The 23,880-nt window shown below is 59.7% G+C and carries 26 protein-coding genes and 1 pseudogene; 6 read left to right on the top strand and 21 right to left on the bottom strand.

The window, feature by feature from the left end; all coding sequences use genetic code 11:
• Nucleotides 1–52 precede the first annotated feature (52 nt).
• The gene (locus tag B9Z49_RS06705; protein WP_108352658.1) at nt 53–1,669 is read right to left on the bottom strand and encodes an ABC transporter substrate-binding protein; all 1,617 of its coding nucleotides are present in this window, start codon (nt 1,667–1,669) and stop codon (nt 53–55) included.
• 539 nt (nt 1,670–2,208) lie between these two features.
• Here B9Z49_RS06705 and B9Z49_RS06700 point away from each other — a divergent pair.
• Nucleotides 2,209–2,973, top strand: coding sequence for an aspartate/glutamate racemase family protein (locus B9Z49_RS06700; protein ID WP_108352657.1), 765 nt, complete (start codon nt 2,209–2,211; stop codon nt 2,971–2,973).
• A gap of 122 nt (nt 2,974–3,095) precedes the next feature.
• Here the strand turns inward: B9Z49_RS06700 and B9Z49_RS06695 are convergent, their stop codons facing one another.
• From B9Z49_RS06695 to B9Z49_RS06620, 16 genes and pseudogenes are all read right to left on the bottom strand, one after another.
• Nucleotides 3,096–3,389: a hypothetical protein gene (locus B9Z49_RS06695; protein WP_146188486.1), complete on the bottom strand. Its 294-nt coding sequence runs from the start codon at nt 3,387–3,389 to the stop codon at nt 3,096–3,098.
• 132 nt (nt 3,390–3,521) lie between these two features.
• Nucleotides 3,522–3,638: pseudogene (locus B9Z49_RS06690) on the bottom strand (sulfate transporter subunit); the annotation flags it as partial.
• 37 nt (nt 3,639–3,675) lie between these two features.
• The gene (locus B9Z49_RS06685; protein ID WP_108352655.1) at nt 3,676–4,545 is read right to left on the bottom strand and encodes a TauD/TfdA family dioxygenase; all 870 of its coding nucleotides are present in this window, start codon (nt 4,543–4,545) and stop codon (nt 3,676–3,678) included.
• A 22-nt stretch (nt 4,546–4,567) separates the two neighbouring features.
• Nucleotides 4,568–5,095, bottom strand: a complete 528-nt coding sequence (locus B9Z49_RS06680) for a hypothetical protein (RefSeq protein WP_146188485.1) — start codon at nt 5,093–5,095, stop codon at nt 4,568–4,570.
• Nucleotides 5,079–6,314 (bottom strand): hypothetical protein, encoded by a 1,236-nt coding sequence (locus B9Z49_RS06675; protein ID WP_233254538.1) that lies wholly within the window; start codon nt 6,312–6,314, stop codon nt 5,079–5,081. The genes B9Z49_RS06680 and B9Z49_RS06675 overlap by 17 nt, the downstream gene beginning before the upstream one ends.
• A gap of 89 nt (nt 6,315–6,403) precedes the next feature.
• Entirely contained in the window at nt 6,404–8,533 is a 2,130-nt protein-coding gene (locus tag B9Z49_RS06670; protein ID WP_108352653.1) for a TonB-dependent receptor, read from the bottom strand.
• A 97-nt stretch (nt 8,534–8,630) separates the two neighbouring features.
• A complete protein-coding gene (locus B9Z49_RS06665) occupies nt 8,631–8,993 on the bottom strand; it encodes a DUF2946 family protein (protein ID WP_146188484.1) in 363 nt (120 codons plus the stop codon).
• Between the two features lie 73 nt (nt 8,994–9,066).
• Complete coding sequence (locus tag B9Z49_RS06660; protein ID WP_146188483.1) at nt 9,067–10,317, bottom strand: hypothetical protein; 1,251 nt, start codon at nt 10,315–10,317, stop codon at nt 9,067–9,069.
• Nucleotides 10,268–11,455, bottom strand: coding sequence for a methanobactin export MATE transporter MbnM (locus tag B9Z49_RS06655; protein WP_108352650.1), 1,188 nt, complete (start codon nt 11,453–11,455; stop codon nt 10,268–10,270). Before B9Z49_RS06655 ends, B9Z49_RS06660 begins: the two co-directional genes overlap by 50 nt.
• The gene (locus B9Z49_RS06650; RefSeq protein WP_108352649.1) at nt 11,452–12,357 is read right to left on the bottom strand and encodes an MbnP family copper-binding protein; all 906 of its coding nucleotides are present in this window, start codon (nt 12,355–12,357) and stop codon (nt 11,452–11,454) included. Before B9Z49_RS06650 ends, B9Z49_RS06655 begins: the two co-directional genes overlap by 4 nt.
• 28 nt (nt 12,358–12,385) lie before the next feature.
• The gene (locus B9Z49_RS06645; RefSeq protein ID WP_233254537.1) at nt 12,386–12,931 is read right to left on the bottom strand and encodes a copper chaperone PCu(A)C; all 546 of its coding nucleotides are present in this window, start codon (nt 12,929–12,931) and stop codon (nt 12,386–12,388) included.
• A 9-nt stretch (nt 12,932–12,940) separates the two neighbouring features.
• Nucleotides 12,941–13,528 carry a Crp/Fnr family transcriptional regulator gene (locus tag B9Z49_RS06640; protein WP_108352648.1) on the bottom strand — a complete coding sequence of 196 codons (588 nt, stop codon included), beginning with the start codon at nt 13,526–13,528 and terminating at the stop codon, nt 12,941–12,943.
• A 95-nt stretch (nt 13,529–13,623) separates the two neighbouring features.
• Nucleotides 13,624–14,022, bottom strand: a complete 399-nt coding sequence (locus B9Z49_RS06635; protein ID WP_108352647.1) for a DUF2946 family protein — start codon at nt 14,020–14,022, stop codon at nt 13,624–13,626.
• Nucleotides 14,023–14,048: 26 nt separating this feature from the next.
• Nucleotides 14,049–14,522, bottom strand: coding sequence for a copper chaperone PCu(A)C (locus tag B9Z49_RS06630; RefSeq protein ID WP_108352646.1), 474 nt, complete (start codon nt 14,520–14,522; stop codon nt 14,049–14,051).
• A 131-nt stretch (nt 14,523–14,653) separates the two neighbouring features.
• The gene (locus B9Z49_RS06625) at nt 14,654–15,019 is read right to left on the bottom strand and encodes a DUF2946 family protein (protein WP_108352645.1); all 366 of its coding nucleotides are present in this window, start codon (nt 15,017–15,019) and stop codon (nt 14,654–14,656) included.
• A 63-nt stretch (nt 15,020–15,082) separates the two neighbouring features.
• Nucleotides 15,083–15,505 carry a BLUF domain-containing protein gene (locus B9Z49_RS06620; protein ID WP_108352644.1) on the bottom strand — a complete coding sequence of 141 codons (423 nt, stop codon included), beginning with the start codon at nt 15,503–15,505 and terminating at the stop codon, nt 15,083–15,085.
• A gap of 130 nt (nt 15,506–15,635) precedes the next feature.
• Between B9Z49_RS06620 and B9Z49_RS06615 the strand changes: the two genes are divergently transcribed.
• The 3 genes from B9Z49_RS06615 (at nt 15,636) to B9Z49_RS06605 (ending at nt 17,168) form a co-directional block, all read left to right on the top strand.
• The gene (locus tag B9Z49_RS06615) at nt 15,636–16,286 is read left to right on the top strand and encodes a glutathione S-transferase (RefSeq protein WP_108352643.1); all 651 of its coding nucleotides are present in this window, start codon (nt 15,636–15,638) and stop codon (nt 16,284–16,286) included.
• Between the two features lie 115 nt (nt 16,287–16,401).
• The gene (locus B9Z49_RS06610) at nt 16,402–16,773 is read left to right on the top strand and encodes a TraR/DksA C4-type zinc finger protein (RefSeq protein ID WP_199225001.1); all 372 of its coding nucleotides are present in this window, start codon (nt 16,402–16,404) and stop codon (nt 16,771–16,773) included.
• 20 nt (nt 16,774–16,793) lie between these two features.
• Nucleotides 16,794–17,168: a hypothetical protein gene (locus tag B9Z49_RS06605; RefSeq protein ID WP_108352641.1), complete on the top strand. Its 375-nt coding sequence runs from the start codon at nt 16,794–16,796 to the stop codon at nt 17,166–17,168.
• 133 nt (nt 17,169–17,301) lie between these two features.
• Here B9Z49_RS06605 and mrdA read toward each other — a convergent pair whose 3' ends face one another.
• The 4 genes from mrdA to B9Z49_RS06585 all read right to left on the bottom strand — a co-directional run bounded on the left by mrdA (nt 17,302) and on the right by B9Z49_RS06585 (nt 21,877).
• The gene (gene mrdA / locus B9Z49_RS06600) at nt 17,302–19,281 is read right to left on the bottom strand and encodes a penicillin-binding protein 2 (RefSeq protein WP_108352806.1); all 1,980 of its coding nucleotides are present in this window, start codon (nt 19,279–19,281) and stop codon (nt 17,302–17,304) included.
• 23 nt (nt 19,282–19,304) lie between these two features.
• On the bottom strand, nt 19,305–19,826 hold the full coding sequence (mreD, locus tag B9Z49_RS06595) for a rod shape-determining protein MreD (RefSeq protein WP_108352640.1): 522 nt from the start codon (nt 19,824–19,826) through the stop codon (nt 19,305–19,307).
• Nucleotides 19,823–20,764, bottom strand: coding sequence for a rod shape-determining protein MreC (gene mreC / locus B9Z49_RS06590; RefSeq protein ID WP_108352639.1), 942 nt, complete (start codon nt 20,762–20,764; stop codon nt 19,823–19,825). Before mreC ends, mreD begins: the two co-directional genes overlap by 4 nt.
• Nucleotides 20,765–20,833: 69 nt before the next feature.
• Entirely contained in the window at nt 20,834–21,877 is a 1,044-nt protein-coding gene (locus B9Z49_RS06585; RefSeq protein ID WP_100120121.1) for a rod shape-determining protein, read from the bottom strand.
• A gap of 215 nt (nt 21,878–22,092) precedes the next feature.
• Between B9Z49_RS06585 and gatC the strand changes: the two genes are divergently transcribed.
• Both gatC and gatA read left to right on the top strand, forming a co-directional pair.
• Nucleotides 22,093–22,392, top strand: a complete 300-nt coding sequence (gene gatC, locus B9Z49_RS06580) for an Asp-tRNA(Asn)/Glu-tRNA(Gln) amidotransferase subunit GatC (RefSeq protein ID WP_108352638.1) — start codon at nt 22,093–22,095, stop codon at nt 22,390–22,392.
• 8 nt (nt 22,393–22,400) lie between these two features.
• The gene (gene gatA, locus B9Z49_RS06575; protein ID WP_108352637.1) at nt 22,401–23,876 is read left to right on the top strand and encodes an Asp-tRNA(Asn)/Glu-tRNA(Gln) amidotransferase subunit GatA; all 1,476 of its coding nucleotides are present in this window, start codon (nt 22,401–22,403) and stop codon (nt 23,874–23,876) included.
• Nucleotides 23,877–23,880 lie beyond the last annotated feature (4 nt).

The raw sequence follows: 23,880 nt of genomic DNA, 5'->3' as shown, positions 1-23,880 counted from the left end.
CACCTGACTGCACACCCAGCGGCGTGGGCCCGATGGGCCCACACCTTGACCATCAGTCCATCGACACTGGCGCCAAATCGACAAACCAACTGCGGGGCTGCACGAAGCCCTTGACCTTGGTGCTCATGGCACGGGGTCCCACGTCATGGGCAATCCAGACAAAAGGGGCTTCTTCGACAATGCGGGCGTGCAACTTGGCCAGCGCCTCATCACGCCTCTTGTCCTCGAACTGAGTCCGTGCATCGGTGATCAATTTGTCGAATTCCGGATTACCAAAGTAACCCCAGTTGTTGGACACCGGTGGGAAGGCGCCTGTGCTGGTGAAACGAACCATGGCAAAGAAGGGGTCCATCGCTGCATAGCTCACATTGATGGCATTGGCGCCGTTTGCCGATGGATCCTTTGCACCCTTACGCCAGTTGGTGAACAAGGTGTTCCACTCGATCACGTCAAACTGGACGTCAAAGAAGCACTGCTTGAGCGACTGCTGCACAAACTCGTTCATAGGCAAGGGCTGCATCTGGCCAGAGCCTGACGCCGAAATCTGCACCTTGACTTTGAGGGGCTTGGCTGCAGTGTGGCCCGCTTGGGCCATCAAGGCCTTGGCCGCGTTCACGTCGTACTTGATGTCAAATGTGGGGTTGCCCCACCAGGGGTGGCCAGGAGGTACCGTGCCTTTGGGCGCAGCCATCATGCCGCCCAAAAGGGTTTTCAAGCCCTCACGGTCCACGCACAAGTTGGCCGCGTGACGGACCCGCTTGTCCAACCAGGGCGAACCTTCGGCAAATGACAACTGCCAAGGCCACACATGCGGCTGGGCGTTGCTTTCAATCTTGAAGCCCCGCTGGCGAATTTGCGGCATGGCATCAGGGGCGGGCGCTTCGATCCAGTCGACCTGGCCCCCGAGCAAGGCTGCCGTGCGGGCATTGGCCTCGGGCATAGGCACAAGCACCACACGGTCGACCTTGGGTAGGCGCTTGGCGTCCCAATAGGTTTTGTTGGCCACTATCTCCAGGCGTTCACGCGGAACGAATCGGGCCATCTTGAAGGGGCCAGAACCGGAGGCATCTGCCGCAAATGCGGTCCAAGCCGCCTTGGATTTGTCTGCGGGTGTGGCGCCTGCAGCGGCATCGAATTTCTTTTGCCAATGGGCCGGCGAGGCAATGAACAAGTTGGTCAAGTTGATCGGCAAAAACGCATCGGGCTCGCTGGTGGTCAGCTCGACCGTCAGGTCATCAATTTTTCGGGCGCTGCGCAATGTGGGCATGCGCGAAGCCGTGACACCCACCTGGCTGGCATCGAAATGAACCGCGTCTTTGTCCAATACCTTGCGCACGTTCCAGACGATCGCATCGGCATTCAAGGCCGAGCCATCGTGGAACTTGACACCGGAGCGCAACTTGAAGGTCCATTTTGTTTTATCACTGGCACCAACAGCCCAAGAAGTGGCCAAGCCAGGAATCAACACACTGGGGCCATCCGATTTGGACAAATCCCAATGGGTCAAGGCGTCGTACATCGGGATGCCGGTGAAGCGATTGCCTTCAAAGCCTTGGTCGGGCTGCCCCAAGGTGCGGGGAATGTCGGCCGCCGTCATGGCAATGCGCAAGACTTTTTCTTGCGCCTGAACGGCCATGGAGATGGCGCTGAGCCCCATCCCGACAGCCATGGTGAACGCCCAGGATGTGGGCAAACGAGGGGAAAGGATAGACCGCTTCATCATCAAGACTCCAGTAAAAGTGCGTTGAAAAAATGTGCACCAGACCCAGGGAAACATCAGATCGGTCCCGTAAACTAACATAAGCTTTAAAAGTCTGGCAAGCATTTTTTGTATGCAATCTTCATGCCCGATGTGGGTCTCAAATCATCCGTCTGTCGAATGAAGTCACAGCTTAAAGCGATCAATTTATAAGCATCAACAAGGCACAAAAATGGTGTTTTCTGGCACCATTCTGGTTTGCACCTATGGAGTCTCGCCCCAATTTGGTGTTCTCTTTGTATGCAATAAACCCAACATCCACATCCAAATTGCAGCCCCCTGACCAACCTTTCACCAGCGCAAATACCTCTCGAACGCTGACTGCAGACCAGACCCATGGTTTGGCCGCAACCGAGCGCACACCCCGGCAAGGCCAGACATCCTGGTTTGGGCATCAGTGCTCTGGTTTGAGGTCGACGTCTCACACACACTGAAAAGGAGCACCCAGCATGGACACCACCGCATTGCGCCGTTATTTGCTGATCAACCCCAACACCAACGCCTTGACCACGCAACGGTTAAGCGACGTGTTGCAGCCCCAACTGCCGCCGGGTGTGCTGCTGGATGTGCAGACCGCTCGATTCGGGGCGCCCTACATTGCTTGCGAAGCCAGTCACGCGGTGGCCGCACACGCCTGTCTGGACGTGTGGACCGAACACCGGGGCAAGCCAGGGAATGCACTTGCCGGTGTGCTGATCGGCTGTTTTGGTGACCCGGGTTTGTTCGCACTGCGCGAAGTCAGCGGCTGCCCGGTCACTGGACTGGCCGAAGCCTCGTTCATTCAGGCCAGTACCCACGGGCCATTTGCCATTGTGACGGGCGGTGAACGCTGGAAAACCATGCTGCAGCGCCTCGCCATCAGCCTGGGTTATGGCGCGAAGTTGCGCCACATCGAGACCGTGGCCCCCACAGGCGCGGCGCTGCAGGCCGACCCCGACATGGCCATTCGCTGCCTCAGCCAAGCCTGCCAAAACGCTGCCCAAAGCGGTGCGGCCAGCATCATTTTGGGCGGCGCAGGCTTGGCCGGATATGCCCGCTTGCTGCAAGCCCACTGCGCCCTGCCCCTGATCGACAGCGCGCAAGCGGGATGGGAGGTGCTGCATGGACAACTGGCCCCCAAAGCGCCCACAGACCATGACGGTTTTTATGCCCCATGGGTGGGACTGCCAGCTGCGTTCACACAAGTCCCGGACAAAGTGAATCCCGGTATTTAGTCCATCTTCCTTTCCTTAGCACGAAAGCCAAGAAAAAAGCCAGCTGGTGCGGGTGCACATACTGGCTCTGGCTGAGTTCTTCATCCGAAAAGCCGACGCATCGGCCCTCGGCTTAAGTTCCATCACTGACCATCGGCTTCTGAGCTCTCGTCTTCAAACTCTTCATCGTCCTCGTCGATCGCGGCCATTTCAGCGTACTGTGTGGCCAACAATTGGTTGCGGTAAGCCAAGTAACCACGGCGGTGGGTTTCGTACAAGTTGCCGGCGTCGTAGGCTTCGGCAGCCAAGCCGTGCTGCTTGGCAGCTTCCAGAAAATGCTGAGCCGCCAAAGCGTGGCACTGAGAAATACTGACAAATTCATCGTCCAAGAGTTCGTCGTGTTCGTGTTCGGTTTCGTTTTGAATGTCGTTCGTCATGCGGTACCCCTTGCTTGAGAGTTGATCGGCAAATGCCGAGATCAAGCTTCCTCCATGGACAAGTCTGTGCAGTGACAAAAAAATGGCGAGATTGCGGCAACAGCAGACTCCCTGCGCAAGCCTTAACGCTCATCACTTCTTGGTGTAAATCTGGTCAAAGCTGCCGCCATCGGCAAAGTGGGCTTTGTCGGCTTTTTCACAACCACCGAAGGCCTGCTCAATGGTGAACAGTTTGAGCTTGGCCAACCGCTTGAGCGAGCCGTTCTCGCCCATGAGGTCTTCAGATTCAAAAAGCCTGATCGGCCGTAAAGGTGATGCGGTGCAATTTTCGATGCTGCGGATAAAAATCGGCCACGGCGTAGTGCTGGGTCGAACGGTTGTCCCACACGGCCAGCGTATCAGGCTGCCAGCGCCATCGCGCCTGCACTTCGGGCGCGGTGATCAACGCAAACAGCTGGGCCAAAAGTGCATCACTTTGCGCGCGCGGCAGGCCATGGATGTGGGTGGTGAAAGTGGGGTTGACGTACAAAATCTTTTTGCCTGTGACGGGGTGCACACGGACCACCGGGTGCGTCACGGGCGGGTATTTGGCGCGAGCAGCCTGCAGCTGCTCGCCCGTGGCATCTTGGCGCAGCAAGTATTCGGTCCAGCCGGTCACCTCCCAGGTGTGCATGGCGCTCAGGGTTTCCAGATAGGCTTTGAAGTCGGCAGGCAAGGCATCATAGGCGGTGGTCATGCTGGCCCAGACGGTGTCGCCACCACTGGCCGGAATCACTTGCGCATACAGGCTTGTGCCTATCGGTGGGTTGGCCTGCCAGGTGATGTCTGAATGCCAGTTGTTGTTGGCAGCCGGGCGCTCGGCGGTGCTTTCCACAATTTCAATCTCAGGCTGGCTTGCCACGCGGGGGAAGAAGGCTTTGACCTCCTGGACATGGCCAAAGCTTCGGGTGAAGGCCACCTGCTGAGCAGTCGTGAGCTTTTGATCCCGAAAGAAGATCACCTCGTACCGAGCCAATGCCGCTTTCAGCTCGGTTTGCGCCAGATCACTCAGCGACTGCGACAAATCCAAGCCATGGAGCGTGGCCCCGATGTTGGGGGTAAAGGGCTTGGCAACAAAGCTTTGGTACGCGGCTGAGGTTTGGATCGGAGAGCTCATCTTTCGATCATGCCAGAGCACTTCAAGCTGGTGCCAACCAGCGCTTGAGCATCACGGGCGTCGGTGGCCCAATCACCCTTTGGGTCTGGCCTTTGGCATCCACCAGAACCAAGTAAGGCGTGACGTTGGGCCAGGCCGGATCGACCGCCTGCCGGATGGCGGGCTCGAACCCATCAAAGGCGTACATCTGTGTCATGCCTTTGAAGTGCGGAGCATGGCGCAAGGCCTGTGGGCCCGCCACGTCCATCATGACGGCATTGAGTTCGGGTTTGTCTTTGCGTTGTTGCACGGCTTTGTGCAGCACCTCAAAAGCAGCCGGACAAGTGCTGCAATACGAGGTGGTGAACAAATAAGCAGCAGGGCGAGGGCCGTGCTGCAAAGCATGCGCCCAGGTTTTTTCGTCGAATGGCAATACCGTGCGCGGGGTCGATGCCTTGGATTGGCCCTGAGGGTGTGAGTGCGGGTGTGTTTGTGCCCCATCCGCTGCGGCACTCAAGCCAAGTGCAGCGCTACAGATGGCCAGCGCCGTGAATTTAAAAACGGAGTTCATGGACTTGTGTCTCCTGTGTGTTGCGCCACACCACCACCATGCGTGCGCCACTTTGGGCCAAGCGTGGGTGGTCGTTGTAGCCCGTGGCTTGGCCCAAAGTTTTGAGCGTGAAATTTTGCCCGCCATCGGTGGATAGCCAGGCTTTGAGTGAGGTCACAGCGCCTTCGCTGCTGCGCCAGACCACGGCCACGTTTTGGCCATCGGCCAACACATCAGCATGCTCGGCCCGCGCATCGGGCAACACGCGAAGGGTTTCGGGCAAGGGCTCACCTTGTGCATTCAGGCGGGCATAACGCACAGCAGCCTGGTCTTGGCCATTCACTTTGCGGATGCCAAACCAGACCGTGTGGTAACCCGAAGTGCTGGCATTGAGCGCCAAACCAGGGCCGTGGTGTGGGCAGGCGTTGATCTGCCAACCATCCTGCGTGGTGCGGGTGATGCGGTTGGCGGGGGCGCTCACGCTGGCAAAAGCATGGTCTCGCGTGGTGCTGTCGAACACATGCCGCCAAGTGGCTTGCAACTGGCCTTGCGGGTTGCGGGCCAGGCCAATGCGGCAGCACTCGCACGAGTGGTCGGCCAGCTTGGTATCGGGGCCAAAGGTCTGACCACCATCTTTGGACTCGTTGCGGTAAATAGCGGCCCCTGCGTATTTTTGTGCCGAACCTTTGGGGGGTTGGTCGCGCTTGTCCACCCAAAGGGTGTGCAGCACTCCTTGCGCGTCAAAGGCTACCGAATCAAAACGGTGGGTGATTTCCTGACGATCCTGGTGCACGGTGAATGGGGCGCTGAAGGTTTGCCCACCATCGCTGCTGCGCAACATGCGGATGAAGCCTGTGTAAGGCTTGGCCAACGGCATGGTGTAGCTGATCACCGCCCAGCCTTGGGGTCCAAATACTATTTTTGGGCGGCTCTCGCCATCGGCCGCAATCGGGTCGGCCCCCGTGTTCAGGATGCGTGCTTCGCTCCACTGCAAAGCGCCGCCCAAAGGCGTGCTTTGCACAAAGAGTTGCGCCTGCGCATTCAAACCCACCACCCACAAACGGCCATCGGGCGCAATGGCTGCGCCTGTGGCCAGTTGCGGGCGCTGGTGGCGGTGCTGTGAAGTCGCAGCAGGTTTGCTGGCTTCTTTGAGAGCGTCTTGCGCCCCAGCCTGCGGCACCACACACAGCACGGCCATCACAAGGCCCCACACGGCACACCAACGGTTAAAGAGGTTCATGGGCTTCTGTTCCAAAAAGAGGAGATTGAATGAAAGGCTGGCGAAGTCATGGTTACTTTTAAACAAATCATCGCCAGCCGAACTTCACATCAGCGTTGACCCAAAGATTTGGTAAGGCCCACCATCACGCTGCGCGGCGCACCAGCGGCGTAGGTGTTTTGCGTGTTGGGTGAGTAAGCGCCACTTTTGTAGCTGCTGGACGCATTGTCCGAGTACAGCTTGTCCGTCAGGTTGCGCACCTGGCCCCAGACTTCCCAGCCATCGGTGAGCTTGTGGCTGGCCGTCAGGTTGAGCAGGGTGTGCCCCGCGTATCGCACCGTGTTGGCGTTGTTCATCCAGTAGCTGCCTTGCTTGACCAGGCCCAACGCCACGCGCGATGCGGGTGTGAACTTCCAGCCAACTTGAGCGGTGATGGTGTGGTTGGGTGCCTGTGGCATGTCTTTGCCCGAGTAGTCTTCGATGGCGCCCACTTTGTCACTCACTCGGTAGCTCACAAACGTGTGCTCGGCCCAGGTCGCGCCCACGCGCCAATCCCATTCACGCAACTCTTGGTTCAGGCTCAGCTCCAGGCCTCGGCTGCGGGTGTTGCCCGCGTTCTTGTTGAAGCTGTTGCCAATCTCCGAGGTGTAAGACACGATGGTGTCCTTGCCGCTGAGTTGGTAGAGCGCCGAATCGAGGCGAATGCCCGAGGCCAACAATGCACGCCAGCCCACTTCCACGTTGTCGTAGGTGGCCGAGTTCAACTCTGGAATGGCGGTTTTGCCGTACAGCTGACTGACCTCAGGCGGTGTGAAGCCCATGCTCAGGTTGCTGTACAGACTGCTCGTGGGGCTGATGGCGTAAGTCGCGCCCAGCTTGGGACTGAACTTGGCAAAGCTTCGCACCTCGTTGGCGGCACCGTAGTTGGCCCCTGGCGTCAGGTTGTTCTTGAAGTCGTAGCGAATGCTGTCATAACGGCCACCGGCCACCACACGGATTTGCTCGCTGGGGCTGAACTCCAGTTGTGCAAACAGCGCATCGTTGGCAATGCCCGCGCCGTAGTTGCGCACACCGCTGGGGTTGGCCACGCTGTTCAAGGTGTAGCTGACATAACGACCGGTGGGCACATCGCGCACCACGGCCAAGTTGTCCGACACATAGTCGTTTTGGCTGCGGTCAATGTAGACACCTGTGACCAGACGGGCACGCAGCCATTCGAGCTTTTGTTCGTGCTTCACGTCCAAGCCCAGCGATTCGACGTGGTTGTTGTTCAAGGTGCCCTTGCAAGTGGCGCCCGCGCAACCCGAGATGGTGTAGTTGGGCAATTGACCGTGGTCGTTGTTACGGGCAAACAGCGTCACCGTGGTCAAGCCGCCTTGGGTGGTTTCGCCTTCCCAAGCCAAGTTGGCGCGGGTGGTTTTGTCTTTGCGCCAAGTGAAGGTGTTGATGCTTTTGCCGGGGTTGCTGCGGAAGTCGTTTTCAAACAAGCTGCCGGGCGTGTCCGAGTCCAGATTCGTGTGCACCAGCGAGGCACGCAACCAGGACTTGTCGCTCAGGTTGTAGTCGCCACGCAGTGTGAAAGAGTCTTTTTTGCCGCCGCTGTACTGCTGCCAGTTGTTGGTGTCGCGTTGTGAGCTGTAGTGTGAAAAGCGCAGACCCAAATCACCCCAGGTTTTGCTCGCACCCGAATCCACACGGGTAAAACCATCGGTGCTGTCGTGGCGAATGCCCACATAGCCCGTGGGCGTGCGTGAAGGTCGTTGCGTCAAAAAGTTGATCGCGCCGCCCACAGCGTTGCTGCCATACAGCGACGAGGCCGCACCTTTGACCACCTCAACCCCGCCCGAGCCGTTCATGTTGTTTTCGTTCAAGGCGTTATGGTTGAACACGCCCAGCGGACGGATCGGGATGCCATCTTCCAGGTACTGGTAGACCGCGTTGGTGCTGATGGGCTGGCGAATGGCCATGCTGTGCTGCTCGTTGCCCAGATCGTTCCAGTGCACGCCGGGAATGCGGTTGATGATCTCGCCCACCGACTTGGGCTTGTCGGCGTCCCACTGGGCGCGGCTGACGGCCCCAATGGACACGGGGGTTTCGGACAATTTGGTTTCAGAGCGCGAGCCCGACACCACGATGGTGTCCAGCGCAGGCGCAGTTTGGGCCACCGCAGCAGCACTCAAACTGGACAACAAGCCGAACACGGCCAAAGACAGAGGTGAAAAGGAGAGGGAATTTTTCATGACAAGTTTTCAATCGATCGGTCGCCATTAACCATTCAGGCCAAGGGCAACAACAGACACCAAGCACCCAAGGGTGTTCAGCATGCGGGGGTGTGGATCAATTAAAAACAGGTGGCCCGCGAGAAGGCAGTGGCGGCGCGGTGCGTGCCAACAGCAGCGCCTCGGGCAAGGCTTGCACGATGTGGGCGCGTGCATCGTGCACATGCGCCAAAGCAGCCACCGTGGGCGGTGGCAATGCGGGGGTGGCGTGGGCGCACAGCGGGCAGTCCATGCTGCTGCTCAAGGGGGCGGCGTCACCCTCGCCTTGCACCACCACCTTCATGATGCCCATGGTGGAACACACCACGTCCATGGTCTTGGGCTGCAGCGTGGCAGCCAAAACCGAAACACCCACAAACAACACGTACCAAACCAGCACGAGGCGGCTCAGTTGGCGCAGGAAGGGGCGTTGGAAAAACATGGTGTAGATTATCGCAAAACGGCCCACTTGAAATAATCCAAATCAAATTACCCACGATTGTCATGCGGCAAGTTCATGGCTTTGTCGACCACCGAAACACCGCACGGATGAGCATAAAACTTGTCGCTTGCGAACCTTGTTGCTCACGCCCCGTCTCGGCCGACAAGCTCACAAGAGGGTGCACCTGCCAGCTCAGCAGGGCCGTGTCGCGCCGCACCGGGGCGCTGCCGGTCAATCCAGCCTCTTGCACCAGCAAGCTGGCCCCTGCCCCGGTCAAGGCCAGTTGTGCGCGCACACGTTCACTGCGTGCGCCCACAGTCCAGTCGGGGGTGATTTGCCAAAGGGCTTGCAACCAGCCGCCCTGGTTCTTGCCAGTGTGATCGGCCAAGCCATTGACCGAGCGCAGCATACCTTCGTCTTGGCGCTGAACATAGGCTGCTTGGGCCGTGACGGGCCAATCGTGGCTGGCCCATTGCAGGCTGGCACCACTCAGTTGACTGCGCCCGGCAAAGCACAACACACCACTTTGCAGGCTGCTGCAATCGGGGGCGTTGTGCGTGTGCGCGCCCGTGCTGCTTTGCACCAAGCTGCCGCGCCCTTCAGGGCGAAACCAGGCCACAAAGGCATCGGCGCGCCAATCACCCCGGGCCAGCCCCAGATGCACAGACGGTGCCGAAGCTGCGCCAGCGCTGCCGGGGAAGGTGCGGCCTTGCCACACGCCTGCATCCATGTTGGCCGTCCATTCCCCCCATTCGCGCTGCCCGCTGACTTGTACACCGTCGTCGATCCAATCGCCGTCGGCTGCCAGGCGTTTGGCCAGCGGCATGAGCGAAAAGCGGTCCATGTGCCCGGCCTGTGTCATGACCGGCCCCAACTGGGGGCGGCTTCTGCCCGCTTGCAGTGACCAAGCTCCCGTCTCTGAGGGAGCCCACTGGTAGCGCACCCATGCCGCCTCGGTGTGCGCCGGGTCGCTGTCGTGTTGGCCCACCGCCACGTAACTGGACCACTGCGGACTGATGCGCCAAGCCGCTTCGAGCACGGCGTGCTCCAGCGCCGAATCACGGCGGTCCACCCCGGAGTCACCGCGCAACAAATACCCCGACATTTTTTGCGAGGGCAAAGCGCGGCTGGCACGCACATCGGCCAAGGCCGCCGACGCACCCAAGCGCCAGCCGGGTTCATCGGGCACAGACGTGCTTTCTTCGTGCGCCCATGCCCCCAGGCTCAAGCTGCACACCAGCCCGGCCAAGGCCAGACGGCTGCGCAGGGGTCCATCAAGGCGCAGCAAAGGGGTTGGCCAGTTTGGGGTTGGTGAGGAAGTCATGGTCGGTCAAGGTTTTGAGGAAGGCCACCAGATCGGCTTTGTCCTGGGCGGTGAGGTCGATGCGCGAAATCAAATCGCTCTTGTTGGGGTTCAAGCGCCCGTCTCCAGCGTGCGGGCCGCTGGTGATGTTGCGGCCGCCTGCGGCATAAAAATCCAGCACCTCTTCAAGCGTGGCCATGCTGCCGTCGTGCATATAAGGAGCCGTCACCTCCACATTGCGCAGGCTTTGCGCACGGAACTTGCCCCGGTCGGCCAGACGCTCGGTGATTTCAAACAAGCCTTGATTGCCCGCCGGGAAATTGCCCGTGCCGCCGATGTTGTAAAGCCCGGTGTTGTGAAACGGGGTGTCGGTCACTTGGGTGGAGGCGTGCACCACCTGGTCGTTGAAATTGAAGCCCGAATGGCAGTGAAAGCATTCGGCTTTTTCGCTGTTGAACAAGGCCAAGCCGCGTTTTTCACTGGCCGTCAACTGGGCTTTGTTTTGCAAAAACTGGTCGTAACGGCTGTTGCCAGAAATCAAAGTGCGTTGAAACGTGGCAATGGCCCGCGTGACGTTGCCCCAGGTCACGGGCTGATCTGCACCGGGAAACGCGGCCTTGAACAGGGCGGCGTAGCGTGCATCGGTTTTCACACGGTTCAGCACCTCGTTGACATTGCTGTCGTTGAGGCCCAATTCAACCGGGGCTTCAGAAAACAGGGGCACTTGCATCTGTGCCTCCAGACTCAGCAGCGAAGGATTTGCCCAAGTCAGGGTGGTGTTGTAGACCACATTGGCCAGCCCTTGCGAATTGCGCGGATGCATCTCGCCCGTAGAGCCCTTGGCCAGTGCCCGCCCATCGGTGAAGGCTTTGTCTTGGTGGTGGCAACTGGCGCAGGCTTGTGTGCCATTGCCCGACAGCCGACGGTCATAAAACAAAAACCGCCCCAGCTCGACCTTGGCTTCGCTCATGGGGTTGTCGGCCGGGACACGCGGGGTCGGAAAGTTGGCAGGCAAGGCCCACACCCAGGCCCCAGCCTGGGTGCTGTCGCTCACACTGACGCTGTTGCCGCCACAACCCCACAAGGACAGGGTGGCCGTGACCACCACTGTCCCCGCCAGGCCGAGCAACGCCTGCTTCAAGCGTTGCCCGTGGCTCATTTGCTGATCACTTTGAACAAGCGCTGGTTCAAGCCGCCGTTGAGCGTGGTACCTGCGGTCAGGTCCAGACTTAGGGCCTTGAAAATTTCACCGCACTCCGGATCGGTATTGCCAGACATGCACCCTGTGGGTCCACCGCCGTTGAGGGTGACGTTGTTGCCCGACAGCAGCGCCTTCACATCCACCGCCACTTTTTGGGTGCTGGGGTTGAAGCTGGCAAAGCCAAAGTCCACACGATTGGGGCGCGAGCAGGTGTCCACCTGACCTGCTGCCGGGTTGGCACCTGTACAGCCTGTTGAACCCAGGTGCACGTTGAACGTGGGGGCCGTCCAGGTGCTGTTGGTCACTTCAATTTTGGTGAACTTGCGACCGCCTGCCCAGCTCCAGGCCATGCCGGGGTGAACGGCGTTGTTGACCACGGCCGGGGTCACGCTCAAATCGGCCGTGTGGTCGGTGTGGTTCATGGCCAAGGGCACGCCCAAGGTCATTTTGACGCCCACATAGTCGCCTGCTGGCACGGTGCCCTTGATGGTGCTGTTGGTGGCGGTGGTGCCCACGCAAGTGCCGGTTTTGTCTTCCAGGTCAATCAGGGTGACGGCATCGCTGCCTTTGGTGGCGTTGAAGTTGTCAGTGGCATCCAGGGTGAGGGGGGCTGTGCTGCCATCGGCTTTCACCAGCTTCACGTTGGACACATAAAAGCGCAGATCTGACAGCGTGCCGCCGGCATTGGTGGTGCCCAGATCACTCAGGCTGGATGTGCAGGTGATGGGCGTACTGCCCGTCATGGCCGCGAAATCGATGCTGATCGACTTGGGCGTGTTGTCACTGCCACCGCCGCAGGCGGTCAATGCGGCCACGCTGACGGCTGCCATTGCGGTGAGGATGTATTGGATTTTTTTCATGTGGACTCTCCTGTTAAATAATTAAAAATCAATGCTTGTGCGCAGGTGCACCTGCTCGCGGTGTTTGCACCCAAACGTTCACACGCCGGGTGCCTGCTTTTTCAAAGACCAGCTCCAGATCGAAGCGGTCACCGTCTTTGAGGGGTTTGGCCATGTCCAGCAGCATCAGGTGGTGCGTGCCCGCGCCGCCGTGCCGCAAAGACACTTCGGTTTGTGCGGGTAACTCCAAGGCGGGCACTTGGCGCATGCGCATCACGTTGCCGTCCATCTGCATCTGGTGGATTTCGACCCGCGCAGCCACAGCGGTGCGGGCCGACAGCAGGCGGTCAGGCGTTTTGCCTTTGTTGCGGATGGACTTGAAATACACCGCGCCCGTGGTCGTGCCTGCCAAGCTGGGCGTGGCGTAAGGGTGGTCCATCACCACATCGCCCTGCTTAAAGTCGTGTGCGTGGGCAGAGCCCATGCCCAACAACGCCATGGCGACCAGACCCATGAACAAGCCGCCTGCCACAAAACCCAGGCCAAAGCCGGTTTTTTGAGCGCTTTGCCAGAACCTGAAAATCACCTGTTGCATGTCTTGCTTTCAGGCCGCCATGGCAAAGGGCTGGCCCACCGCCCACACGCTGGGCACACGCAGGCGAGGCTGCTTGCGTTCGGGCAGCAAGGTGTTGAGTTCGCGGCACACGGTCTCAAAAGTGGAGTCGACCACGCGGGCCATTTCCTTGAGTGTGGGCAGTTCTTTGCGTTGCACGGTCAACACACGGCCATCGGCCTGCTTGCCCAATACCGTCAACAAATAGGCCAGGCGTTGCACGATGGGGCCGGTGCGCAAACGGTGCATGTCGCAGGTCTGTCGTTGCTGCTGCAAGAAGCCCTGCGTCATGGTGGTGTAGCGGTCCAGGTCTTGGCCAGCTGCAAGCGGCTTTGCTTGCGCGGCCACCAAGGCCACGGCCGTGAAGGCATAGGGTTCGGCGCACAAAGACTCCACGCCGATCAGGTCTCCGGCTTGGGCCAGTTGCACCAGAATTTGGCCGTCTTGGCCATGGCGCTCCAGCTTGAAAACACCTTGGGTCACGCGCCACACGGGGCCGACACCGCCTGCGGCCAACAAGCTTTGGCCACGGTTCACATGGATGGGCTCACCCACCGGAATTTGATTGAGAAATTGCACACGCTGCTCCTGACTGAATGGGCCAGTGCACCTGCATGAAAGCAGGCTCCTGGCGAACAGCAGGCGGGCATGAGCCCGGCCTGCCACGGCTGACTTCAGGCGTGGGCAGGCGGGGCGCGGGAGTGAACCGTCCAGCAGGGGACGGCTTGAGGCATGTGTGGATCCAAGTGCGCCAACAAGGGCGGCGCTTGTGGCAAAGCCTGCCACGATAAAGGTGTGGGCGGGGGCGCCATGCGGTCGCTGGCCAACACGCACAAGGCGCAATGGTCGAGCATGGCCGCGCCTGGCAAAGAACCTTCGTCGCCCTGTGCATTGCCCTGCTGGTTGTGCACCGTCTGCTGTCTGCCCTCGGTGGTGCACACCTCCATCCATGGCACGGCGCTGCCCTGGCTCCATGCCCGCGCACGCGAGAGCGTGGGGGCCAAAGCCGCCAGCAGCATCGCGCACAGCAGCCACAGGCTGAGCCTGCGCAGTTGGGCTGAAGTCCAGGTCATGGATGGATCAGAAAAAAGTTACGAAATCAATGCTTGTGCATGTGGCCGTCGCCATGCTTCATGGCGGGTGCTGCGGCCATGCGTGCAGAGGCCTTGATCTCGATGTTCTGGCGCTTGCCGTCTTTGCCTTCAACCACCAGGGTCACGGGCACGGTGTCACCGTCTTTGACCTGGCCTTTCAGGTCCATCAGCATGACGTGGTAACCACCGGGCTTGAGGTCCACCGCTTTGCCAGCGGGCAAGGCCAAGCTGGGCACCGCACGCATTTTCATGACGCCGCCGTCCATGGCCATCTCGTGCACCTCCACCACACCCGCCACAGGCGACTGGGCCGAGATCAACTTGGCGTCTTGGCTTGACTGCAGTTGCATGAAAGCACCTGTGGCTTTTTGCTGCGCCACGGTAGCACGCACCCAAGCGTCTTTGACGGTGACTTGGGCTTGGGCCTGGCTGAACAGGGCCGACATCAGGACGGCAAAAGAGACAAAAACGCGTTTCATGGCGAACTCCAGTTAAAAAAAGACACGAGGGGAGAGGGTATGGCGCCGCTTGAAAGCCAGCGCACCGGATCACGGGCAGGTTAGCGGCTCATGCGGGCACGCCGCACTTGGCCGTCAAACAGCTGCCGTGATCAAGAAAAAGAGGGGGGAGCGCGGGCCTGCCAAGGCAGGCCGATGAGCGAAGCCAGCCGGGCCTGCTCTAGAGGACGCAGCGCATGAGACAGCCCGACATGGACTGGCGCTGAAACAGACACCACCGGGGGCGCGGCCACCGGCAAACACAAGGGGCAGTGCAAGCCGTGGTGGCTGCCTTGCGCTTCCTCGCCATCGGCATCGAGCTGAAGCAACTTGACGCTGCCCGCTGTGGTGCACACCAGTTGCACGCCCTCTGGGTTGACCAGCGGCGAAGCCACGGCCACCCCCACAAACAACGCAAACCACACCAGCACGAGGCGGGTGAGGCGGGGGGCGTTGCGCAGGGATTGCAGACTGAACATGGCGGGAATTATGGCATTGAAGGTTGAGGCCTCTGGACTCACCCGGTCCATGCACCCGTCTCTTCAGAGGGTTGTTTCGGCTTTTTCGTCCGAATATGGGGCGTTTGCCCACTGTGCGCAACGATCGGCCGCACGGGACATGCCTTGGGCATCCACCGGAAAAAAACCGGGAATATCGTACTTGTCGAAATGCGCATAGGAGGAAAACGCCATGGCCCAATCTGAAAACTGCCGATCGGTGATGGGGCCTCGCGCTAACAGTTCTACATTGTGGTGCCGCTCATCGCGCTGGAGGCTTCTCCACAAAGTGTCGATGGAGCCACTGGGGCCCTCGATGCACTGAACAAAAATTTCCTCGGTGTAGAGCAAATGCCCCGTGATGCCCAAGCTCAGGTTGCGTTTGCGGCACTGCACCAGCAAATTGAACAAATGCAAGCTACCGAGTTTGTGGGTGGCTTGTGAGCGGTAAACAAGTCGCTCCAACATACGGGCTCCGAATAAAGGGTGGCAACATTTTGGAGGGGGGTCTTGATATGGACCTTACAGGCATATTGGTGACTCGTCAGTTCAGCACCATAGGCTAATCTGTGTTCTACCTACTTAACTGGAGACCCCCATGCTCACACTCTGCGGCTTCGCAGCCAGCAATTACCACAACAAAGTCAAATTCGCCCTGCTCGAAAAAGGCGTGCCTTTTGAAGAAGAGCTGGCGTGGGTGGGTGCCACCGACGCTGCCGCCAGCCCCTTGGGCAAAGTGCCTTACCTCAAGACACCTGATGGCGCGATGTGCGAGTCGGCCGTGATGCTCGAATACATCGAGCAAAAGTACCCGCAAAACCCCTTGATACCAGCCGACCCTTTTGCCGCCGCCAAAGTCCGCGAATTGGCGCTGTTTCTGGACATGCACCTGGAATTGGTGGCACGCAACCTGTATCCCGAAGCGTTTTTCGGTGGCAAGGTGAGCGACTCGGTGAAAGAAAAGACCGCTGCGCAACTGGAAAAGAACGTCGCCGCGTTTGCCAAACTGGCCAAGTTCTCGCCCTTCATTGCGGGCGACAGCCTGACGCTGGCCGACTGCGCAGCCGTCACGCACCTGCCCCTGATTTCGGGTGCCACCAAGCTGATTTACGGCAAAGACTTTTTGGCCGAGTTGCCAGCGCGTGAGTACCTCAAAATGATAGGCGAACGCCCCCACATGCAAAAAGTCAACGCTGACCGCAAAGCCAACATGGAATTGATGATGTCACGCATGAAAGCCAAAAGCTAAATCTGTGTGCTTGAGCGCTTGAGGCACATCAACCCCTGTCCATGGCTGGTGCCCTTGAGCAGCAGGGGTTGACCCACATCAATACCTCCTCACCACAGGCACCTAGGATGAAGCCATGACTTCATCCCACACCCCAACCCTCCCCCTCCACCGCGAACGCCTTTTGCAAGAGCGCGCGCAACTGCTGCAGCGCATCGCAGAGCAGCGTGGGGGTTTGGTCTCGCGCGCCGACATGGCGGCAGAGCACGATGTGCGCAGCTTTGATGACCGGGCGCAGGCCATTTCCGAGCGCAACGACGAGTTCGCCATGAACGAGCACGAAACGGCTGAGCTGGGCGACATAGAAGCCGCACTGGCACGCATGGATGGGGGCACCTATGGCCAGTGCACCGACTGCGGCATGACCATTGCACCTGCACGCCTGAACGCTTACCCCACAGCCAAACGCTGCATCGATTGCCAAACCGTGGCTGAACAACGCCGCTGATTTTTTTACCAAGGATTTTGATGAGTACTTTTCACGCCGTCGTCTGGATGGACCACCAGGAAGCCCATGTGCTCATGTTTGACCGTGAGCACATAGAAGCTAAGCGCATCCATTCGCGCAGCCACCACAAACACCAAGGCAAAGCCGGTGACACTGCTGCCTTTTACGTCGAGGTGGCCCAAGTCCTCTCAGGTGCACACGAAGTGTTGGTGACCGGACCAGGCCTGGTTCGCAACGAATTCCGTGACTGGTGCGCAGCCCACCAAAAAAGCACCGCTGCAGCCATCGTCGACAGCATCGCCAGTGACCACCCCTCTGACGGCCAGCTGGTGGCTCTGGCCAAACATTACTTCAAAAAATTTGACACGATGGCCACAGACCCCACAAAGGTCTGAACGTCACTTGAATTCAGGCTCATGCATGAGCGGGTGTTCGGGTTGTTCCCGCTGCCCTGGCGGTTGACTCACTGATGTGCCTTCTCCAGACCTTACCGATCTGGCTACGGTCTTCGCCAGCTGAACACCCGCATCAGGGTTTTTCGGCTCTGCCAGCAGGCAAGGTTGTGGGGGCCAACAAAGGCACTTCGGATTTGGCCCGCGGCTTGCCTATCGGACTGGCAGACTGGCCTTTTTGGGTGGCCGCCATGTCTTCTTCGCTGGGGTATTGGCCCAACAGCCAATAGTCAAATACACGCCTTGCAATAGGGGCAGCCGAAGCCGCGCCAAAACCTGCGTTCTCTACCACCACCGCCACCGCAATTCGCGGCTTTTCAGCCGGTGCGTAGGCCATGTACAAGGCGTGATCGCGTTGGTATTCAGACAGTTTGCCCGCGTCGTATTTGTCTTTTTGCCCAATGGTCACCGCTTGCGCTGTGCCGGTTTTCCCGGCACTGGTGTAAGCCGCCCCGGTAAAAACACGCGCCGAGGTGCCCGAGGTGACCACTCCCACCAAGCCTTTGTGAACCACTTCCACATGCTCAGGCTTGTAGCCCAAACTCAGAGCTTGCTGCGCATTCACCTCCACCTGAGCATGGGTCAAGGCATCCTGCGTGGCAGTGACCACCCGTGGCTTGAACTGCAGGCCGCCATTGGCCAGCGTGGCTGTGGCCGAGGCCAATTGCAGCATGGTGAAGGTGTTGTACCCCTGACCAATGCCCAGCGAGATGGTCTCGCCGCCGTACCACTTCTTTTGCTCGGGCTTTTTGTAATAGTTGCGCTTCCACTCGGTGCTGGGCAAGATGCCGCGCACTTCGCCGGGCAAGTCAATGCCAGTGCTCTGGCCAAAACCCAGCGGCTTCATGAAGTCGTGAATCACATCCACCCCCATGTCATTGGCCAGCGAGTAGTAATACACGTTGCTCGACAGCACAATGGATCGCACCATGTCGACCGGGCCAAGTCCGGCATCGCCATGGCTGCGGAAAGTGTGCCCACCATACGTCCAAGAGCCTGCATCGTTGATGATGGTAGTGGCACTGCGCTTGCCCGTAGACAAAGCGGCTATGGCCATGAAAGGCTTGTAGGTCGAGCCTGGCGGGTAGGTGCCGCGCAATGCCCGGTTGAGCAACGGCTTGTCGATCGACTCGTTGAGCATCTGCCAATTTTCGACATCTATGCCGTCGACAAACAAGTTGGGGTCAAAGGTGGGCTTGCTCACAAAGGCGAGTACCTCGCCGTTGTTGGGATCCAGCGCCACCAGGGCTCCGCGCCGGTTCCCGAACAAGTCTTCCACCATTTTCTGCAGTTGAATGTCGATGGACAAGACCACGTTTTGCCCAGGTATGGCGGGACGGCTTGACAAGCTGCGTGTGGCTCGCCCCCCTGCGGAAGTTTCCACCTCGTTGACGCCCGTGATGCCATGGAGCTCGCGCTCGTAGCGCTGCTCTACACCCAGCTTGCCAATATATTCGGTGCCCCGGTAATTGGCGGCTGCGTCCTCATCCTCTTCCAGCCGCTCCTTGTCACGCGGGTTGATGCGTCCGATGTAGCCAATCACATGGCTGGCTAACTCGCTGTACGGGTACTGACGGAATAATCGAGCCTTGATCTCTACGCCAGGGAATCGGTAACTTTGCGCACTGAAGCGGGCCACCTCTTCATCGGTCAAACGATTGCGAATGGGCAGCGAGTCAAAGCTCTTGGATTCCTCCCTCAGTCGCTTGAAGCGGCGACGGTCCTTGGTCTGGATGTCGACCAACTCGGCCAGTTCGTTGATCGTAGCCTCCAGGTCCTTGACTTTAGAAGGCGTGATCTCCAGCGTGTACGCTGAATAATTGCTCGCCAGAACCACGCTGTTGCGGTCCAAAATCGTGCCACGCGGTGGCACCGTGGGCAAGATGGCTGTGCGATTGTTCTCGGCTTGTGCCAAAAGATCCTCGTGGCGAACCACTTGCAAATAAGCCAACCGGCTGGCCAGCAGCAAAAAGCAGCACAACACCACCCACTGCATGACAAGCACACGGTCTTGAAAGCGGTGAATTTCAGCGCGCGTGTCTCGCAGCTCGGCCAATGTGGTCAGGTTCAAGGACATGCTCAAAGCGGACGGATGTCGTCACGCTCAAAAGCGCGACGTTGGGGTGCCAGCAGCAAGGCCCCCACCAAGGGCCACAAGGCCGCCTGCAGCAAAGGCCCTGGCAGCTGACTCCATGCGGGCCAGGCATCATGCGCCACCAGTCTTGTGAGCCACTCCACAAGGGCAGCGACCACAAAGAGCGGCAAAATTTGTAACGCCTGCTCTCGCAAGGGGAACCAATCCATCCGCCGCTGCGCCACCGTGGCCAGTCCAGACAGCACCACATAAGACAGCGCGTTTTGCCCCAATAAGGCGGACTCGTGAACATCCAGGGCCAAGCCCAGCAAAAAGGCCAGCACTAACCCCACTCGGCGTGGTTGGTGCACGGTCCAAAAGACCATCACAATGGCCAGCACATCGGGCAGCCAGTACCAGCCCAAGAGACCCAACCACATGTGCAGCAACAAGGCCAAGACAAAACTCATGGCAATGAACTTGGGATTGGCAGGCAAGAGCAGGGGACGCCCTGCGGGCATGATCATGGCTTGGCTCCTACGGGGGGCATGGCGGGCACTTGAGACTTGGCTTTGGGCGCTTTGATCGGCTCTGGCTTTGGCGGCTCGGGCCAGTCCTTGACCGGCTGTAAAACCAGCAAATGACGACCACGCTCTGTGGCCATAGGCTCGGCATGTACACGGGCAAACGACGAGTCCACTCGGCGATCAATCCGGGCAATGCGCCCTACATGCAAGCCTGCTGGGTACACACCATCGATGCCACTGGTGGTCAGCAGATCGCCTTTTTGCATGTCTGCACCTGCAGGCACAAACTTCAAGTCAAGCGAGCCGCTCAGTGCTTGAGGATCGCCATTGGCCACATGACGGCTGCCCGTTCGGGCGTTCATGACCGGAATGCTCTGAGTCCGATCGGTCAGCAGAGTGACTTCGCTGACCAAGGGGTAAACGCGGGTGACCTGACCGACCACCCCGGTCGTGTCGATGACCGCCGAGCCTGGGACAATGCCAGCCATCAGGCCACGGTCCACCACCACACGTTGTGTATAGGGGTCAGAGGTGTCGTAGAGCACCTGCACCGCCTTGGACGGGCCTGCCACTTGGGACCGCAAATCGAGCAGTTGCCGCAAATGGGCGTTTTCCTGACTGAGTTGCTCCACTTGCTGCAAACGTTGGGCCTGTGCGATGGTACGGGTCTGAAAGCTCAAGGCCGCATCTTGCGCCTCTTCCAGATTACCAAAATAACGCGTCAGGGCGTTGACCGCATTCACCGGCTGCAGTGACACCCACTGCAAAGGGGCAAGAACCAAGGCCACACCCGAACGGATAGGTTGGGAGATCTGTAAACGATGGTCGGCCGCCATCAGCAACACCGCGAGCAGCCCCAGCAGCAAGGTCTTGGACGTGATGGACAAGCCCTGCCGGAAGGTCGGGGGGGTACTGCGTTCAAGCGTATCCAGGGCCATGGTTCAATTGCACCGGATGGTGGTGGGTTGGAAAAGTTGGGTTGCAGGAAAACTGCAACCGCCCTGTTCTTATTCGCTGGTGAAAATGCTGCCCAGCTGATCCATGCGCTCCAGCGCCATGCCGCAACCGCGCGCCACGCAGGTCAGCGGGTCTTCGGCCACCAACACCGGCAAACCGGTTTCTTCGGCAAGCAGACGGTCCAGGTCGCGCAGCAAAGCGCCGCCGCCCGTGAGCATCATGCCGCGCTCGGCGATGTCGGCACCCAACTCAGGCGGGGTGTGCTCGAGCGCGGTTTTGACAGCGGAGACGATCTGGTTGAGCGGGTCGGTCAGCGCCTCCAAGATTTCGTTGGAGCTGATGGTGAAGCTGCGTGGCACGCCTTCGGACAGGTTGCGGCCCTTGACTTCCATCTCCTTGACTTCGCTGCCGGGGAAGGCCGAGCCAATGTTTTTCTTGATCGATTCCGCCGTGGGCTCGCCAATCAGCATGCCGTAGTTGCGGCGGATATAGCTGATGATGGCCTCGTCGAACTTGTCGCCACCCACGCGCACGCTGCCTTTGTAGACCATGCCGCCCAGCGAGATCACACCGACTTCGGTGGTGCCGCCACCAATGTCCACCACCATCGAGCCGGAGGCTTCGGAAACCGGCAAACCCGCGCCGATGGCTGCAGCCATGGGTTCTTCGATCAAATACACCTCGGAAGCGCCTGCGCCCAAAGCCGATTCGCGAATAGCCCGGCGCTCAACCTGGGTGGAGCCGCAAGGCACGCAAATGATGATGCGGGGGCTGGGTCGGAAGGTGCTGCGGGGGTGCACCATGCGGATGAATTGCTTGAGCATTTGCTCAGTCACCGTGAAGTCGGCGATCACGCCGTCCTTCATGGGACGAATGGCTTCGATGTTACCGGGCACCTTGCCCAGCATGGCCTTGGCTTCATGGCCAACGGCTTGCAAAGTCTTTTTGCCTTGGGGGCCACCTTCGTGGCGGATCGCAACAACCGAAGGCTCGTCCAGGACGATGCCTTTGTCGCGCACAAAAATCAGGGTGTTGGCAGTGCCCAGATCAATGGCAAGGTCACTGGAGAAATAACGGCGAAAAGAAGAAAACATCGGAAATCCTTGGGTGCTCATGAGCCCGCAAACACCGGAAAACCCAGTGGCGGACAGCACAACGGTCAAATCGTGTGGGTCGAAAAGGGCTGGTTTTCAGGGCGTTCCGAACCCTTCAGCAAACACGGGATAATACCCGATCCCCTGACGCGTCGCGCGTGCGCCATCGCAGTCAGGCCTGGAAAAATCGACCTTTACACCCCCTTTTTCAAACCATGTCGCTGACCCCACAGGATATTGCCCGCATCGCCAATTTGGCTCGGCTGGAGCTTAAACCCGAAGAAAGTGAGCGCATGCTCACGCAAATCAATGGCTTTTTCGGCATCGTCCAGGCCATGCAGGCCGTGGACACCTCCGGCATAGAGCCGATGGCCCACCCCGTGGCCGCCATCCAGGACATCACGCTGCGCCTACGGCCAGACGTAGCCAGCGAACCCAATCAACGCGACCTGAACCAGCGCAGCGCCCCCGCCGTCGAGCGTGGGCTGTTTTTGGTGCCCAAGGTGATCGAGTGAGCCGCACGATGAATTCTTTTCATGACATGACCGTGGCCGAACTGGCCCAGGCCCTCAAGACCAAACAGGTGAGCGCTGTAGAAGTGGCCACCGGTTTTTTGGCCCGACTGGGCGGCAACCCGCACAACGCGTTCCTCGATATCGACAGCGAAGTGACGCTGGCCCAAGCGCAAGCGAGCGACGCTCGCTTGGCCGCTGGCACCGCAGGCCCACTCGAAGGCGTGCCTGTGGGCCACAAAGACGTGTTTGTGACCCGCGACTTCGCCACCACTGCAGGCTCCAAAATCCTGACCGGTTACCGATCGCCATTTGACGCCACGCTGGTGCAAAAACTCGGCGCGTCTGCATCGGGCGGCGCAGGCATGGTGACCGTAGGCAAGCTCAACTGCGACGAGTTCGCTATGGGTTCGGCCAACGAAAACTCAGCTTTTGGCAAAGTCACCAACCCCTGGGACACGGCCCGCGTTCCCGGTGGCTCGTCGGGCGGAAGCGCCGCCGCTGTGGCGGCACGCTTGGTGCCTGCGGCCACCGGCACCGACACAGGCGGCTCGATCCGCCAGCCCGCCAGCTTTTGCGGCATCACCGGCATCAAGCCCACCTATGGCCGCGCCAGCCGCTACGGCATGATCGCCTACGCCTCCAGCCTTGACCAAGGCGGCCCCATGGCCCGCACCGCCGAAGACTGCGCGCTGTTGCTGAGCGCCATGTGCGGCTCTGATCTTGACCGCGACTCCACCTCGCTCGACGTGCCTGCCGAAGACTTCACCGCGTCACTCAACAACTCAATCGAAGGCCTGCGCATTGGCATTCCTAAAGAGTTCTTTGGCGAGGGCCTGAGCGCCGATGTGCGTGCCGCCGTCGATGGTGCTTTGCGCGAATACGAAAAGCTCGGTGCCAAGCTGGTGCCCATCAGTCTGCCGCGCACCGAATTGTCGATTCCGGTGTACTACATCATTGCCCCGGCCGAAGCCAGCTCCAACCTCAGCCGCTTTGACGGCGTGAAGTTTGGCCACCGCGCCAAGGACTACACCGACCTGGTGGACATGTACAAAAAGACCCGCGCCGAAGGCTTTGGCAACGAGGTCAAGCGCCGCATCATGACGGGTGCCTACGTGCTGAGTCACGGCTACTACGACGCCTACTACCTGCAGGCCCAAAAAATCCGCCGCATGATCGCCGACGACTTCCAAAACGCGTTCAAAGAATGCGACGTCATCGCAGGCCCCGTGGCCCCGTCGGTGGCTTGGAAGTTTGGCGAGAACGCGGGCGACCCGGTTGCCGACTACCTGGCCGACATCTTCACCCTGCCCGCATCGCTGGCGGGCCTGCCCGGCATGAGCGTGCCCGCAGGCTTTGGCGCGGGCAATATGCCCGTGGGCCTGCAGTTGATCGGCAACTACTTCAAGGAAGCCCAGCTGCTTAACGCCGCACACCGCCTGCAACAAGCCACCGATTTCCACCTGCAAAAACCGGCAGGAGTCTGAACAC

The sequence above is a fragment of the Limnohabitans sp. 2KL-51 genome (assembly GCF_003063645.1).
Taxonomy (GTDB): Bacteria; Pseudomonadota; Gammaproteobacteria; order Burkholderiales; family Burkholderiaceae_C; genus Limnohabitans_A.
This window is presented reverse-complemented; position numbering and strand designations above follow the sequence as displayed.

Excerpts from the sequence above, each read along its gene's own strand:
- B9Z49_RS06705 (WP_108352658.1), bottom strand. The coding sequence starts at position 1,669 with ATGGCTGTCGGGATGGGGCTCAGCGCCATCTCCATGGCCGTTCAGGCG.
- B9Z49_RS06700 (WP_108352657.1), top strand. The coding sequence starts at position 2,209 with ATGGACACCACCGCATTGCGCCGTTATTTGCTGATCAACCCCAACACC.
- B9Z49_RS06695 (WP_146188486.1), bottom strand. The coding sequence starts at position 3,389 with ATGACGAACGACATTCAAAACGAAACCGAACACGAACACGACGAACTC.
- B9Z49_RS06685 (WP_108352655.1), bottom strand. The coding sequence starts at position 4,545 with ATGAGCTCTCCGATCCAAACCTCAGCCGCGTACCAAAGCTTTGTTGCC.
- B9Z49_RS06680 (WP_146188485.1), bottom strand. The coding sequence starts at position 5,095 with ATGAACTCCGTTTTTAAATTCACGGCGCTGGCCATCTGTAGCGCTGCA.
- B9Z49_RS06675 (WP_233254538.1), bottom strand. The coding sequence starts at position 6,314 with ATGAACCTCTTTAACCGTTGGTGTGCCGTGTGGGGCCTTGTGATGGCC.
- B9Z49_RS06670 (WP_108352653.1), bottom strand. The coding sequence starts at position 8,533 with ATGAAAAATTCCCTCTCCTTTTCACCTCTGTCTTTGGCCGTGTTCGGC.
- B9Z49_RS06665 (WP_146188484.1), bottom strand. The coding sequence starts at position 8,993 with ATGTTTTTCCAACGCCCCTTCCTGCGCCAACTGAGCCGCCTCGTGCTG.
- B9Z49_RS06660 (WP_146188483.1), bottom strand. The coding sequence starts at position 10,317 with ATGACTTCCTCACCAACCCCAAACTGGCCAACCCCTTTGCTGCGCCTT.
- B9Z49_RS06655 (WP_108352650.1), bottom strand. The coding sequence starts at position 11,455 with ATGAGCCACGGGCAACGCTTGAAGCAGGCGTTGCTCGGCCTGGCGGGG.
- B9Z49_RS06650 (WP_108352649.1), bottom strand. The coding sequence starts at position 12,357 with ATGAAAAAAATCCAATACATCCTCACCGCAATGGCAGCCGTCAGCGTG.
- B9Z49_RS06645 (WP_233254537.1), bottom strand. The coding sequence starts at position 12,931 with ATGCAACAGGTGATTTTCAGGTTCTGGCAAAGCGCTCAAAAAACCGGC.
- B9Z49_RS06635 (WP_108352647.1), bottom strand. The coding sequence starts at position 14,022 with ATGACCTGGACTTCAGCCCAACTGCGCAGGCTCAGCCTGTGGCTGCTG.
- B9Z49_RS06630 (WP_108352646.1), bottom strand. The coding sequence starts at position 14,522 with ATGAAACGCGTTTTTGTCTCTTTTGCCGTCCTGATGTCGGCCCTGTTC.
- B9Z49_RS06625 (WP_108352645.1), bottom strand. The coding sequence starts at position 15,019 with ATGTTCAGTCTGCAATCCCTGCGCAACGCCCCCCGCCTCACCCGCCTC.
- B9Z49_RS06620 (WP_108352644.1), bottom strand. The coding sequence starts at position 15,505 with ATGTTGGAGCGACTTGTTTACCGCTCACAAGCCACCCACAAACTCGGT.
- B9Z49_RS06615 (WP_108352643.1), top strand. The coding sequence starts at position 15,636 with ATGCTCACACTCTGCGGCTTCGCAGCCAGCAATTACCACAACAAAGTC.
- B9Z49_RS06610 (WP_199225001.1), top strand. The coding sequence starts at position 16,402 with ATGACTTCATCCCACACCCCAACCCTCCCCCTCCACCGCGAACGCCTT.
- B9Z49_RS06605 (WP_108352641.1), top strand. The coding sequence starts at position 16,794 with ATGAGTACTTTTCACGCCGTCGTCTGGATGGACCACCAGGAAGCCCAT.
- mreD (WP_108352640.1), bottom strand. The coding sequence starts at position 19,826 with ATGATCATGCCCGCAGGGCGTCCCCTGCTCTTGCCTGCCAATCCCAAG.
- mreC (WP_108352639.1), bottom strand. The coding sequence starts at position 20,764 with ATGGCCCTGGATACGCTTGAACGCAGTACCCCCCCGACCTTCCGGCAG.
- B9Z49_RS06585 (WP_100120121.1), bottom strand. The coding sequence starts at position 21,877 with ATGTTTTCTTCTTTTCGCCGTTATTTCTCCAGTGACCTTGCCATTGAT.
- gatC (WP_108352638.1), top strand. The coding sequence starts at position 22,093 with ATGTCGCTGACCCCACAGGATATTGCCCGCATCGCCAATTTGGCTCGG.
- gatA (WP_108352637.1), top strand. The coding sequence starts at position 22,401 with ATGAATTCTTTTCATGACATGACCGTGGCCGAACTGGCCCAGGCCCTC.